The following is a 14,418-nucleotide window of genomic DNA, read 5'->3' as shown; positions in this document are numbered from 1 at the left end:
TATAAAAAAATGAACTTCAATAATTTCACTATAAAATCACAAGAGGCTATACAAAAAGCACAGCAAATTGCTTACGGCCTGGGACAACAACAAATAGAAAATGCGCATCTACTTAAGGCAATCTTAGAAGTTGACGAAAACCTTACTCCTTACATCTTAAACAAACTTGGGGTAAACGTAGATCTATTTAAGCAAACGCTGGAGAGTATCATCCAAAGCTACCCTAAGGTTGAGGGAGGCGAAATCATGCTTTCTAAAAGTGCGAACAACACTTTAATGGAAGCTGGCAAGATTGCCAAGGACATGAAGGATGAATATGTTTCGTTAGAACATTTATTGTTGGCAATGTTAAAATCAAAAGATGCTACAGCACAATTAATGAAAGACAATGGCATAAATGAAAAAGACTTAAAACAAAGTATAGAAGGACTTAGAAAGGGACAAAAAGTATCATCGCAAAGTGCTGAAGATACCTACAATGCATTGAATAAGTACGCTAAAAATTTAAATCAATTAGCCAATGAAGGTAAGCTGGATCCGGTTATTGGTAGAGATGAAGAAATCAGAAGGATTCTTCAGATATTGTCAAGAAGAACAAAGAACAATCCTATCCTCATAGGAGAACCAGGTACGGGTAAAACAGCCATCGCCGAAGGACTTGCTCATAGAATTGTAAAAGGCGATGTACCTGAAAACCTTCAGAATAAGGTAATTTACTCCTTAGATATGGGTGCCTTAATAGCTGGAGCAAAATACAAAGGAGAATTTGAAGAGCGACTCAAGTCTGTTGTAAAAGAAGTAATTTCATCCGAAGGAGACATCGTTCTTTTTATAGATGAAATACATACTTTGGTCGGTGCTGGGGGTGGCGAGGGCGCAATGGATGCTGCCAACATACTAAAACCCGCATTGGCCAGAGGTGAGTTAAGAGCCATTGGCGCAACTACTTTGGATGAATATCAAAAACATTTTGAAAAAGATAAAGCTTTAGAGCGAAGATTTCAAAAAGTGCTGGTAGATGAGCCTGATACCGAAAGTGCTATCTCTATTTTGAGGGGGATCAAAGACAAGTACGAGAATCATCACAAAGTTCAGATAAAAGATAGTGCTATTATTTCTGCTGTCGAATTATCTCAAAGGTATATCAGCGATAGATTTTTACCGGATAAAGCCATCGATCTAATGGATGAAGCTGCTGCTAAATTGCGTATGGAAATCAATTCCAAACCAGAAGAATTGGATGTGCTCGACAGAAAGATCATGCAATTAGAAATCGAACTGGAAGCTATTAAACGAGAAAATGACAAAGAAAAAATGTCGAGTTTAAAAGAAGAACTGGCAAATTTGAAAGAAAAGAGAAATGAAATCAACGCAAAATGGACAAGCGAAAAAGAGATCGTAGACAAAATTCAAGAAGCCAAAAAGAATATTGAGCAATATAACCTAGAAGCCGAAAGAGCAGAAAGAGAAGGAAATTATGGACTTGTAGCCGAATTGCGTTATGGTAAAATCAAAAAAGAAGAAGAAACTCTCAATAACTTACAGCGTGAATTTGAAAAGAATCAGGAAACAGCAATGATTAAAGAGGAAGTAACTAGTGAAGATATTGCTGAAGTTGTGGCAAAATGGACTGGAATTCCTGTACAAAAAATGCTTCAAAGTGATCGAGTAAAATTGCTTATGTTAGAAGATGAATTACACAAAAAAGTAATTGGTCAAGATGAAGCAATACAAGCCGTTGCCGATGCCGTGAGAAGATCTCGTGCAGGTTTACAAGACAGTAAAAAGCCAATCGGAACCTTTTTATTCTTAGGAACAACTGGGGTGGGTAAAACAGAATTGGCAAAAGCACTTGCTGATTATCTTTTTGATGATGAATCGGCCATGACAAGAATTGATATGAGTGAATACCAAGAAAGACATGCGGTAAGTAGATTAATAGGTGCCCCTCCAGGCTATATAGGCTATGAAGAAGGCGGACAATTAACTGAAGCCGTGAGGAGAAAGCCTTATTCTGTTATATTGTTGGATGAAATAGAAAAGGCGCATCCAGATACATTTAATATTCTTTTACAAGTTTTGGATGAGGGAAGATTGACTGATAACAAAGGTCGTGTAGCTGATTTTAGGAATGCCATTATCATTATGACATCCAATATGGGTTCAGATATTATCCAAAATAACTTTGAAGATATCGATATGAATAACAGAGACCAGGTCATTGAATTGACAAAAATAGAGGTAGTCAACTTATTGAAAAAAACCATTCGCCCAGAATTTTTGAACAGGATAGATGAAATCATCATGTTTACTCCACTTAACAAAGAGGAAGTGGCTCAAATTGTAACCCTACAGTTAAATCTTCTCAAAAAAATGTTACGGGATAAAAACATAGAATTTAGCGCTACTCCTGAAGCAATAGAAAGTTTAACAGAAAAAGGGTTTGACCCCCAATTTGGTGCCAGACCTATCAAACGTGTGATTCAACGCGAAGTGTTAAATGAATTATCTAAAGAAATTTTGGCCGGAAACATTTCCGCACAAAGTGAAATTTTATTAGATTCGTTCAATGATAAATTTGTATTTAGAAACAAGTAATGTAGATTAGACACCTTTTATTAATTGTTGAAAAAATTTATCACCATAGACCTCGATCATTTTTTGATCGAGGTTCTTTTTTGTCATAATAAATTGATAATCAGTAGACAAATTGTCATCATATAAAGCTTTAATACTGTCATTTTTTCGCTTTTTTTATTTGGCATTTTCTTTGAAGTATAGATTGAAAATAGAATTAATAACTTAAAAATCTATAAATATGTTAGTAAAAAGAAATCCGATATTCTCGACAGTTTTCGATGAATTATTAAACGACCTTGCCATTAAAACAAATGATGATTTTCGTTTTAAAACTCCAGCAGCCAATATTGTAGAAAACGAAACTAATTTTGTACTTAGTTTGGCCGCTCCTGGAATGAATAAAAAGGATTTTACCATTGATCTTGATGGAGAAATATTAACTGTTTCTGCAGAAGTAAAAAGTGAAAATGAAGAAAACAAACCAAGATTCACTCTTAAAGAGTACAATTTTAAAACATTTAAAAGAACTTTTACACTTCCAAAAGACCTTGTACAAGCTGAAAACATCTCGGCTAGCTATAAAGATGGTGAGTTAAATATAACCATTCCGAAAGTAGAATTGGTGGTACAAAAACCCAAGATGATTGAAGTAAAATAATTTCAATCTAAACAAATGAAAGGCTACTAATTTTAGTAGCTTTTTTTTATTTAATCATTATGGGAAATGGCAATTTTTTAAGTATAAATCAAAAATAGATTTGGACATTTCATTTTTTATTAAAATCCTTACTAGTTATTGATTAAACCTTATTTTTGTTTTCTAAAATCAAAAATAAATATGATTACCCAGCCAAAACTAACTCGTTTCAACCAAAATATACTCTCAAAGTTTCAGATCTATAACAGTATTTTTATTACGCTGCCTTTTGATAATATTGGACATACTGGTGTGTTACTTCCTTTATTTAAACAAGTTTGTGAAAACGGCTTAGCCCAGGGTAAAAATCCTAAGGAAATAATTGATTATTTTTTTGCAAAATATGACGAAAACCCATCTGAACAAGACAAAATAGATTTGATGTTCAGATTTATTCAATATATTGAAAGACAGGTAGTTTTATTTGATGCTGTTGAAGATGCTGCATTTCCTATTGTCAACAATATGGACGGTATTGGTACGCTTCGAAATACCAAAGAAATTGCCTTTGAACAAAATAAAAAAGAAGCCTTACAACAATACCTGGAAGATTTTAAGGTACGCGTTGTACTTACCGCTCACCCAACACAGTTTTATCCCGGTTCAGTATTAGGAATTATTACAGACTTAACCACCGCTATTGAGAAAAACGACTTAACTCTCATAAAAAAATTATTAGCACAATTAGGAAAAACACCTTTCCTAAAAGAAAGAAAACCTTCACCTTTAGACGAAGCGATCAATTTAACATGGTATTTAGAGAATGTTTTTTATTACTCTGTAAGTACCATATTCAATTATTTAAAAAGCAATGTGTACGACAATAGATTTATTGATAATGAGGTAATTAATTTAGGTTTTTGGCCTGGAGGAGATAGAGATGGGAATCCCTTTGTAACTACTGATATTACTTTACAGGTTGCTCACAGGCTAAGGAATACAGCCATAAAAAATTATTATAGAGATATTAGAAAACTCAAGAGAAGGTTAACATTCAAAAATGTTGAACCCTTAATATCTAATCTCGAAAACAAACTTTACGAAAGTTTTACAAATCCTGATGAAAAACCGACCATTAGTCTTGAAGAAATCAAATCAGAACTTAAGAAAATTAGAGAAATCGTTATCAGTAATCATCAATCATTGTTTTTACAAGAATTAGAAGATCTAATCGCAAAGGTTAATCTCTTTGGGTACCATTTTGCTTCATTAGATATTCGTCAAGACAGCAGGATTCATAGTAGTGTTTTGAAAAGCATTGTAGAAAAAATGCAAAATTCTGGAGCAAAAGATTTTCCTAAAAACTATCAAGAGCTTAGTGAAGAAGAAAAGATAAAACACCTAGGAAGCCTCGAAAATAATATTCCGGTAGATTATGTAGATGACGAAATTACACAAAACACCCTCGGTTCAATACAGGCAATGAAACAAATTCAAGAATGGAATGGTGAAAAAGGTTCAAATAGATATATCATTAGCAACAACCAAAGTGCCTTGAATATTTTTGAAGTATTTTCATTGTTTAAGCTTTCAGGTTACACAGGAAATCTACCACTTGATATTGTCCCATTGTTTGAAACTGTGAATGATTTAACGAATGCTCCTAAAATTATGGAGCAATTGTACAACAATGAACTGTACAAAAAGCATTTGGCATCACGAGGAAATAAACAGACCGTGATGTTAGGGTTTTCTGACGGCACGAAAGATGGAGGATATTTAAAAGCGAATTGGTCTATCTACGAAGCGAAAGAAAATCTTACTCGAATTTCTAGAAAAAATAACATTAGGGTCATCTTTTTTGATGGTCGTGGAGGGCCACCGGCAAGAGGTGGAGGTAAAACTCATCAGTTTTACGCGTCTTTGGGGCCGGATATTGAAAGTTCTGAGATACAATTAACTATTCAAGGTCAGACGATCAGCTCTAATTTCGGAACGATTGATTCTTCTCAATTCAATTTAGAACAATTAGTGAGTTCGGGCGTTTCAAATCATTTGTTTGAAGGGGCTAAAAACAGGATGTCAGACGAGCAAAAGAAATTAATGAGCGATTTAGCGGATTTGAGCTATCAGTCTTATGTGGATTTTAAAAGTCATCCAAAATTTTTACCCTATTTAGAAAATATAAGTACGCTAAATTATTATGCAAAAACAAATATTGGTAGTAGACCCTCAAAAAGAGGTCAGTCATCTGGGTTAGAATTCAGTAATTTAAGAGCCATCCCATTTGTAGGGTCTTGGAGTCAGTTAAAACAAAATGTACCAGGTTTCTATGGCGTAGGTACAGCTTTGAAAAAATATGAAAATGAAGGCAGGTTTAACGAACTTATTGACTTGTACAACTCGTCTAAATTTTTCAAAAGTCTGATAGAAAACAGCATGATGTCAATGAAAAAATCAAACTTCGAATTGACGCGATACATGGCATCGGATCCAGAATTTGGTTCTTTTTGGCGAATGATTTATGAAGAATTTGAAACCACGAAAAGATTGTGTCTACAATTGGCTAACCAAAAAGAATTAATGGAGAATTACCCGGAAGGAAAAGCATCTATCGATATAAGAGAGTCTATAGTATTACCGCTATTGGTCATTCAGCAATACGCATTAATGCATTTACAAAAATTAAAATTAGAATCTAATCCAGATAAAGAAGAATTGGAAACTTACGAAACTATTGTCACACGATCATTATTTGGAAACATCAATGCAAGTAGAAATTCCGCTTAGTTAAAAAATATCTTAATTCGTTAAGCATCAGTACAATTATTTAGATGAAAGACAATAATTGCTTTTAGAACAGCGTTATACCACATATACCTGTTAAAAAAAGTATTATGAGATTTTTAAAGAACTTTGTGGTGATTTGCTTGATCGTTCCTTTCTTTTCTTGTAGCACCAACGATGAATTAAAAGAAATATCTGGCAGTTATGCCTTTAATCAGGCAGGCAAACATACATTTGTTGTCAATGCAGAAAATATTGTTGCAACAATAAAATTGGTAGGCGCAAACCAGGGAGAAACAGTTTTACTCGACAATGTCGCACTAAATAGAAATGTAGAATACACAGCTATTGTTGGAGATGGAATACACTATGATACAGAAATTTGGAATAATTTAGTTCCGGAATATATCGCAAAGTCAGGAAATAAAGATCTCAACCAAAATGGCTATATCAAAATAGACTGGATTGGTTTTGATTAATTAAAAGCTTGCGCGAAGTTGCACTGTACCAGTATGAATGGCCTTAATTTCTTCTGATTTTCTTCCTAAATATGCAAAGTTCACATCCAAATAAGTAAATATTCTTTTTTGAAAATTTATTGACCAAGTCATATTTTTACCTGATTTTAATCCTTCTAACATCTGATAACCTATCAAAGAATTCGGGTTTCCTTCAAAATCATTGATGATATAATTCAAAGACCCAATCAGGTTAAATTTATCTGCATTTGCCCAATTTCCACTTACACCAAAGTTATGTGCTTGTAAGTTTTCAAAATCAGCTTGTTGGTTTTCCTTTTTTTTAAATTGATAATGAAAATCAAATTTTGTCTGATTATTGAACAAATAGGAAATGGCCGGTCTACATGTAAAATTTTCAATTTCGTAGTTTCGATTAGCAAAAAGTTCAGACGATGAAATGGTCTTACCTATTTCTCCATTTATTTCAAAAAGCCAAAAAGTACCCAAACGATGATTGAACAAAAATTGATGGTTTCGAATTGAAAGATCCCGATCATCTATCAAAAAGTAATTCTTTTTCCTTCCTTCTGAGAAAATATAACCAGTGCTAAATTTTTGTAGGCCTCTATTAAAGAAAAAACTATTTCGAATTTGATTATCAAGAGAAAGTAAATCTTCTTCATTGTTAGCATAGGGGTTAAAATTAACACTCCCCTCACCTCTCTTTTGATTTGATTTTATCAAATAATAAAATTGATTGCTAAAATGAGAGATTACCTTTTTTATTCCCTCTTGGTTTTGCCATGATCTGGCTTGAATGTTTAAAGCTTGACTTAAACTATTCTCATGTGATCTGATATAGTTTAGATTGGGCAACAAAACACGAATATAAATGGCTTCGTCTGGAAAGCTAGCAATAACAAATTCGTCTAATTCTTGTATTTGATTTCCGTTAAAATCTATCCACGTATAAAATCCTTTACCCGGCTCTACTTCTACATAAGAAAAATCTTGTTGAGGAAGAACTCCAGATTTAGTCTGATAGGAGAAGTTGAAGTGCACAAAATCTTTCCACAAAAATTGATTGTAAGTCAGACGTCCATTTAATGTTTCTTCTTTTTTCATTTCAACCGGCAAAACCTGTCTGTATCCAATATTAGCATTGAACTCACCTCTTTTAAAGGGACTCCATCTGCCCTCTATTGAAAAATAATGCGCATGGTTAACCTTCTCTAAATTATTTGCTCTTACGCTATCTACTTTTTGATATAAATAACCCAATTGTACAAATGTTTTAGCACTATCACCTACACCAATATTCCCATGAATATCAAACAATTTATGACTTGAAGGGTCTAAAATGTTATTAAATTCCTTTATCTCATTAGATTCTACTACGGATCTTAGGCCTGCCCAGTAATTTCCAAATTCTTGTTGTAGGTTAAAGTAGGATCTGAAAAAAGTACTTTCTTCCAAATCAGATTCTCCGGTTAAAAAACTTCCTTCCCAATTTATATGGGTTTGTTCAAAATTGTAATAGGTTTTTACTATATTTCTATTTCCTTTGAAGGATTCTCCTAGTTTCAAGTTTTGAAACTGATAGGTAATTTGCCCCCTATTCTCATTTAAAAATCTAAATCCACCTGTAAAGAATGATTGATTTTCCTTACTTAATCCTGGCTGATTCTGTAAATTCCAATCGCGTAAAAACTCTATATTTCGGTATCGTTCAACAGTTCTGAAATTTTTCGTGATAAATTCATAATTTACACTTGAAAAAAGATCCCATTTTCGATCGATTATCTTTTGATCCCATAAAAATTTTGTTGCTAAACCTTGATTGTCACTATCATCCTGAGAAGAAAAAAGATTTAAATCTTGATTACTTGCGGCTAACTCTGTTATAACATTTGTCTTTTTATTCGGATGATAATTGATGTTCAAATCAATTAATTGCAAAGAAACTGGTGCCGCCAAAAGGAAGATCGGTTCATAACTACCTTGTTTCACACCATTTATCGGACTTATATAAGCAAAAACTCTACCAGCCGCTATACTTCTCTCCAGCACGTAATCTCCTCGATTGTTGCCCAAAAATGAAAATTTCACTTCAAATAGTTCATCTTCTGGATTATTACTGTAAACATAAATTTCACCATTTAATGTATTCACTTTGCGGTATAAAACCTTGTTGGGGGAATATTCTGAAATTACTGCAGACAGACTCGCCATTTTTAAAGGGTTATCACCGGCATTTGATAAAATTTCTTTTTGATTATCTGTGAGGTCCTGAAGGGCTGGTCTATTTTTTGAATCAGTTTCATTGTAATAATCAAAATGCACAGACAACTTTTCTGAAAAATATTTATAACCATCATTTGTAATAAATCTAGTATAATTATTTTCAGCCAATTGATAATCTAGTGTGAAACGCATATTTGCATTTACGGTAAACAGAGAAGTAAAAGTAATTTCTCCAGTAGCGTAATTGATGATATATTGCTCATTTTCACCTCTTTTTAAAGGTATTCCATTTAAATACAAAGTCTCACTTCCCGATAATATAAACACATATTGTTCTCTATTCGGACCTAAAATTCTATATGGCCCCTGATTCCCTTCCACACCCGTAAACTGAAAGGTTGAAAACTTACCCCTCACCAAACCAGCTGAAGCATAGAAAGAATGACTCCCTCTATCTCCTTCAATTTCTCCTCCAAAACTAACTCCCGTTATTTTTTTATTAAAATTCATAAAAGATGAATTGATCTTAGTTAAGTTGAGATCACCACCTTTCACATTCCAATGGTCTCCTAAAATTTCCAAATAGATCCTATCGAAATCTCTTAATCTTTGGGTATAAACTCCTTCTTGCAAGGGAATATTATTATCGGTAATTGAGGATCTTAAAGACACTTTTTCATTTAGTTTGCCCTCTATTTGCAAATTGAAATTAGAATTCACAACCGCATCTTGGTTATTGCCAATTGTAATGGAACGAGATAAACTACCTGAACTCTTTAAACCCTCAAACAATTCATTGGGAGCATTTCTAGTTTTATCAGATATACTATACATTTCGGTAAGATCGGTTGTCTTTTCTTGAATGATTGACGGATCTATTCCTGAATAAGTTTTGGTTAAAAAGTCCGGATATCTTTTATATTTCACATGAATCCTTTCTGGCAAATCGGAATCTTGATAGAGCAAAGTCAATACAGCCGTTGAAAAATCAATATGATATTCTGAAGGTTCTATAAGCTCATCATCGGTAGTTCTCACCTCAAATGAAGTAGTCATTATACTAACGCTATCAACTTGTAAGACAGGCGAAGTAACTTCGAGCCATTTTAAAATAAAACCATCTTTACTTTGCGCGAAAGAATTTGAAAAGCATAATATAAAGGCGACAAGCAAAACTTTTCTCATGAAAAAATGATTCGGCAAGCTCAAAAATAGGCCAAATTAAAAAAGTGATTGTTGCTTTTCACATTTTTCATGTTCTAGTAACCATTTTTTTCGCCAAAGTCCCCCGGCATATCCTGTAAGTGATCCGTTGCTCCCAACTACTCGGTGACATGGAACAACAATCCAAAGTGGATTTTTCCCATTGGCAGTAGCAATGGCACGAATTGCCTTCAGATCCCCCATTCTTTTAGATTGTTCTGCATAAGAAATTGTTTTTCCATATGGAATTTTGGAAAGTTCACTCCAAACTTTTCTTTGAAATTCAGTTCCTTGAGGAGCTATTGGGAAATCAAAAACCTTTCTCTCTCCTTCAAAATATTCATTTAGTTGATTTATCGCAATAATTATATAATCAGGAATTACATCCCTTTCAATAAATTTCTCATCCAAAACTTCTAAAGAAACAACTGATGTTCCATCTCCAGTTATTCTAGCTGTTCCTATCGGAGTTTGGAAATATGCTTGATGGCGATTTTTCAATATTAAACTTTAAAAATTTGTCGTGAATTTTCTGTGGTGATTTTTGCCAATTCCTCGATGTCTAAACCGTAAATCTCACTTAGCTTTTCTGCTACTTTGAGTAAATAAATACTTTCGTTTCTTTTTCCTCTGTATGGGGCTGGTGCCAAGTAAGGAGAGTCTGTTTCTAAAACAATATGATCAAGTGGAATGTGTTTAATGAATTGGTCAATTTTTCCGTTTTTAAAAGTTACTACACCTCCTATTCCAAGTTTCATATTTAAGCGAATAGCTCTTTCGGCCTGTTCCTTATTACCTGTAAAACAATGAAAAATACCAAATAATTTTTTATCTTGTTCTTCCTCTAAAATTTCAAAAATAGGTTCAAAGGCCTCTCTACAATGAATGGCAATTGGCAGATTTAATTCTTTTGCCCATTGTATTTGCTTTCTAAATGCATCCTGTTGCTGCACTAGGTAAGACTTATCCCAATAAAGATCAATCCCAATCTCGCCGATGCCACAGAAGGAACCAGTTTCAATATTTTTCCTCACTACTTCTAATTCTTCTAAATAATCTTCTTTAACATGAGTAGGGTGAAGTCCTGACATTAAAAAAATATGATCAGGGAAATCTCTTTTCAAATCAAACATTGATTTGTAATAACTTTTATCTATAGCCGGAATAAAGAACCGCTCAATTCCAGCATCGATAGCCTTTTGTATTACGGTTCTTCTATCTTCATCAAATTGTTCAGAATATAGATGGGTATGTGTATCTGTAAGAATCAAGATTTTTTGTTTACAAATATAGCCCTTCTCTACTAGTCCAAAAACAAAAATGCCTTATGAAATGACTAAAAAAATACAAACGAATAATCTATATTTGTGCTGAAAAAATATTTTATATGATAAAATTTTACCATAATCCAAGGTGTAGCAAGAGCAGACAGGGCTTAGAAATTCTTAAAAATGCTTCACTAGATTTTGAAACAATAGAGTACCTTAAAAACCCACTTTCTAAAAAGGAGATTAAAGAAATTATAGATTATTTAAACATCGATGCCATCGATTTAATTAGAACCAGTGAATCTGATTGGAAAGAACATTTCAAGGGTAAAAATCTTAGAGAAGATGAGATTATATCTGCAATGGTTGAATTTCCAAAACTTATAGAAAGACCCATCGTTATTTCAAATCAAAAAGGAGTTATTGGAAGACCACCTGAAAACATCGCATTATTCCTCAAAAACATATAAAAATAGTGGTTTTTAGGTAGATTAAAATTTACCAAATTTCACTATCCATTCGCTGGAAATTTTTATCTAATTTACGCGTTTGATAATGACGAATGAAATTTATTCCTCTGATCATATTGTTATTTTTTGTTTCGTTCTATACGGTAGCCCAGAATACTAGTATCGCAACAATTACAGGCCGCATAAAGGATTCTGAAAACCATCAACCCCTACCCTATGCCACTGTAACATTTTACAACCTTGAAAACAGTGAGTTCAAAGGAATAGTAACCGATACCAAAGGAAACTTCACTATCGAAATCCCAAGCGGTAATTATAAAGTTACTTTTCAATTCTTATCCTATAAACCATTTATAATCAATCGTATAAATATTGATCAAGATTTAGATTTAGGAGTCATCGAAATTGAAGAAGTCCTTGAAAATCTGGATGAAATTGAAATTATTGGCAATAATAACTTAATGGATTATAAATTCGATAAAAAGATTTATAATGCTTCAAAAGATATAGGAAATTTAGGAGGCAGTGCTATAACTGTTCTCGAAAACACGCCCTCATTAAGGGTTGATGAACAAGGTAGAGTGATCATTAGAGGAAGTGAAGCGATGATCTTGGTAGATGGAAAACCCTTTGCCACTGCTGGAAATTACGCAGATTTGCTTCAGTCGATACCCTCTAACTCCATCAGTAAAGTTGAAATTATTAGCCAATCTGCAAAATACGATGCAAATTCTGGAGGAGGTATTGTAAATATCATCCTTAAAAAAGGTGGGAACGAAGGATTTAATGGAACATTAGAATTTCACGGTGGAATTCCTACAGAAGCGGGTGGCTCAACCTTTGTTAATTATAACTCAGACAAAGTTAATGTTTATTCTACAGCAAGTTATAATCACAATAACCAAATTAAGTATTCAGAAATAGAACAATATTACAACGTTATTAATCCGCAAAACGGACCTTATTTATTTGAAACCAGAGATGATCTTAGACAAAGAAATAGTTTTCTATTCAACGTTGGAAGCGAATTTAAATTAGACGATAAAAATACATTAAACTCATCTCTTTTGTATAGCATGGCTAACAAAAACTTTAAATCCGAATTGGATTTGACTGATTACACCTCAAATGATATCATTGACAATAACCTTTATAGAGATGTTTGGGATAATACTGATGAAAATTATATTGAGTTTTTGGTCAGTTATAAGACTATTTTTAATCGAGAAGAACATCATCTTTCTTTCGATATAAAATACGATAGATCAGAATCAGACAACCAAATGGATATTTTAAATACCAACCTGTTTCCTAATTTGTCTGTAGACCAACAAAAAACATTAAAAATTCAGGATTTTTATACACTTATGGGACAAGTGGATTACAGTTTACCTTTTAATGATAATTGGCTTTTGGAAAGTGGATTTAAAGCAAACTACAGAGATTATAAAAATGACTTTAATATTTTTAATTTCGCCCCTATTCCCAAAGTATTTGAGCCTATAGAGGGCTACGAAAACAATATAAGTTATAAAGAAACTGTATTGGCCGGATATCTCAATTTGAGTAAAAATACAGAGAAATGGAACTTTTCTGTTGGCTTAAGGTCTGAGTTTAGTGATGTTTTAACAAGTGATCTTACCAACAATATTGAAACACCAAATCAATACACCGATTTTTTTCCTAGTGCCTTGGTAGCCTATACTTTTATGGACGAAAGCATGATCACTTTTAATTATTCGCGTTCAATTTACAGGCCATCCATATCGCAGCTAAATCCTTTTGTTTCATTTGCGGATGAGCGTTTTATTATTACCGGAAACCCATTTTTACAACCTTATTATTCTGACTATTTCGTAGCAGAATATTATAAACAATTCAAAAAAGGGTCTTTAAACACAGCTTTATTTGCATCATTAGATCACAATCAGGTTCTCTCCATATTAGAAAATACTGGTGAGCAAACCAATGAAGGATTTGATATATTTTTAAGAAAACCTATTAATAATGGCGATTTAAACCAATACGGAATTGAATTTGATTTTATATATCCCATTACAGATAATCTAAGATTTAGAACATTGCTAAGCCCGTACTATTTCGAGCTTACTAAAACTGAAAATGGATTGTATGATGCAGAAGATTTTGTATTTTATGGTAATGCCATTCTAGATTTTCGTTTCGGTAATTCGTGGAAAATACAACCTAGTTTTACTTATCAAAGTGAAAAAATTACAGGACTCACTGAACTCAAAGCAATTCAATATATCAACTTAGCATTGAGCAAAGATTTTTTCAACAACAAAGCGACGTTAGCCTTTACAGCACACGATATATTCAAAACAAGAAATATAATTTACGAATCTGTGGAGGCTAATGCCATTACAAATAGAAACTCGATTTTTGACCCAAACTTTTTACTATCTTTTTCTTACAGATTTAATAAAGCACCAAAAAGAAATTCGAAGAACAGAGCGAATGAAATGAAGAAAAGTATTTTTGAAATAGATGAAGATGAGAAAAACTAAAAAAGAGGGTTTAAATACTAAACCCTCTTTTTTATGCTTTTTGCTTTTTAGCTGCCCTTTTTAATTTTCGATCTTCTAACAAATTTCCAATCAACCAATAAGGAACTACAAACGCAGCTAAAAATATCATTAACCAAAATCCCATCGTAAAGATGATCATGAATACTATATAACCTATAAAATGTGAAAATTCCATTAATTTTTTTTTAGAGTTACAAAATTAAACTTTTTTCCAGAAAT

At 32.9% G+C, this 14,418-nt stretch carries 10 protein-coding genes; 6 read left to right on the top strand and 4 right to left on the bottom strand.

Features of this window, described 5'->3' with window-relative positions; translation table 11 throughout:
* Positions 1 to 9 precede the first annotated feature (9 nt).
* The 4 genes from clpB to ACFQ39_RS10200 all read left to right on the top strand — a co-directional run bounded on the left by clpB (position 10) and on the right by ACFQ39_RS10200 (position 6,483).
* Positions 10 to 2,598 (top strand): ATP-dependent chaperone ClpB, encoded by a 2,589-nt coding sequence (clpB, locus tag ACFQ39_RS10215; protein WP_377178692.1) that lies wholly within the window; start codon positions 10 to 12, stop codon positions 2,596 to 2,598.
* Positions 2,599 to 2,818: 220 nt separating this feature from the next.
* Complete coding sequence (locus ACFQ39_RS10210; RefSeq protein WP_377178690.1) at positions 2,819 to 3,238, top strand: Hsp20/alpha crystallin family protein; 420 nt, start codon at positions 2,819 to 2,821, stop codon at positions 3,236 to 3,238.
* 180 nt (positions 3,239 to 3,418) lie between these two features.
* Positions 3,419 to 6,007, top strand: coding sequence for a phosphoenolpyruvate carboxylase (locus ACFQ39_RS10205; protein ID WP_377178688.1), 2,589 nt, complete (start codon positions 3,419 to 3,421; stop codon positions 6,005 to 6,007).
* Between the two features lie 107 nt (positions 6,008 to 6,114).
* Positions 6,115 to 6,483: a hypothetical protein gene (locus ACFQ39_RS10200; protein WP_377178686.1), complete on the top strand. Its 369-nt coding sequence runs from the start codon at positions 6,115 to 6,117 to the stop codon at positions 6,481 to 6,483.
* On the opposite strand, the gene ACFQ39_RS10195 is transcribed toward ACFQ39_RS10200, so the two are convergent.
* From ACFQ39_RS10195 to ACFQ39_RS10185, 3 genes are read right to left on the bottom strand one after another with little or no spacing between them, the layout of a single operon-like run.
* On the bottom strand, positions 6,484 to 9,894 hold the full coding sequence (locus tag ACFQ39_RS10195; protein WP_377178684.1) for a hypothetical protein: 3,411 nt from the start codon (positions 9,892 to 9,894) through the stop codon (positions 6,484 to 6,486). It abuts the gene before it with no gap.
* 36 nt (positions 9,895 to 9,930) lie between these two features.
* Entirely contained in the window at positions 9,931 to 10,413 is a 483-nt protein-coding gene (locus ACFQ39_RS10190) for a methylated-DNA--[protein]-cysteine S-methyltransferase (protein ID WP_377178682.1), read from the bottom strand.
* A 2-nt stretch (positions 10,414 to 10,415) separates the two neighbouring features.
* Positions 10,416 to 11,183, bottom strand: a complete 768-nt coding sequence (locus ACFQ39_RS10185; RefSeq protein ID WP_377178680.1) for a TatD family hydrolase — start codon at positions 11,181 to 11,183, stop codon at positions 10,416 to 10,418.
* 116 nt (positions 11,184 to 11,299) lie between these two features.
* Between ACFQ39_RS10185 and arsC the strand changes: the two genes are divergently transcribed.
* Together arsC and ACFQ39_RS10175 are read left to right on the top strand one after the other, a co-directional pair.
* Complete coding sequence (arsC, locus tag ACFQ39_RS10180) at positions 11,300 to 11,650, top strand: arsenate reductase (glutaredoxin) (protein WP_377178679.1); 351 nt, start codon at positions 11,300 to 11,302, stop codon at positions 11,648 to 11,650.
* A gap of 92 nt (positions 11,651 to 11,742) precedes the next feature.
* Positions 11,743 to 14,178: an outer membrane beta-barrel protein gene (locus tag ACFQ39_RS10175; protein ID WP_377178677.1), complete on the top strand. Its 2,436-nt coding sequence runs from the start codon at positions 11,743 to 11,745 to the stop codon at positions 14,176 to 14,178.
* A 31-nt stretch (positions 14,179 to 14,209) separates the two neighbouring features.
* Here ACFQ39_RS10175 and ACFQ39_RS10170 read toward each other — a convergent pair whose 3' ends face one another.
* Positions 14,210 to 14,374 (bottom strand): hypothetical protein, encoded by a 165-nt coding sequence (locus ACFQ39_RS10170; RefSeq protein WP_377178675.1) that lies wholly within the window; start codon positions 14,372 to 14,374, stop codon positions 14,210 to 14,212.
* Between the last annotated feature and the right edge of the window lie 44 nt (positions 14,375 to 14,418).

Source organism: Namhaeicola litoreus, from assembly GCF_042679565.1.
Taxonomy (GTDB): Bacteria; Bacteroidota; Bacteroidia; order Flavobacteriales; family Flavobacteriaceae; genus Namhaeicola; species Namhaeicola litoreus.
This window is presented reverse-complemented; position numbering and strand designations above follow the sequence as displayed.

Excerpts from the sequence above, each read along its gene's own strand:
- ACFQ39_RS10205 (WP_377178688.1), top strand. The coding sequence starts at position 3,419 with ATGATTACCCAGCCAAAACTAACTCGTTTCAACCAAAATATACTCTCA.
- ACFQ39_RS10200 (WP_377178686.1), top strand. The coding sequence starts at position 6,115 with ATGAGATTTTTAAAGAACTTTGTGGTGATTTGCTTGATCGTTCCTTTC.
- clpB (WP_377178692.1), top strand. The coding sequence starts at position 10 with ATGAACTTCAATAATTTCACTATAAAATCACAAGAGGCTATACAAAAA.
- ACFQ39_RS10210 (WP_377178690.1), top strand. The coding sequence starts at position 2,819 with ATGTTAGTAAAAAGAAATCCGATATTCTCGACAGTTTTCGATGAATTA.
- ACFQ39_RS10175 (WP_377178677.1), top strand. The coding sequence starts at position 11,743 with ATGAAATTTATTCCTCTGATCATATTGTTATTTTTTGTTTCGTTCTAT.
- ACFQ39_RS10195 (WP_377178684.1), bottom strand. The coding sequence starts at position 9,894 with ATGAGAAAAGTTTTGCTTGTCGCCTTTATATTATGCTTTTCAAATTCT.
- arsC (WP_377178679.1), top strand. The coding sequence starts at position 11,300 with ATGATAAAATTTTACCATAATCCAAGGTGTAGCAAGAGCAGACAGGGC.
- ACFQ39_RS10170 (WP_377178675.1), bottom strand. The coding sequence starts at position 14,374 with ATGGAATTTTCACATTTTATAGGTTATATAGTATTCATGATCATCTTT.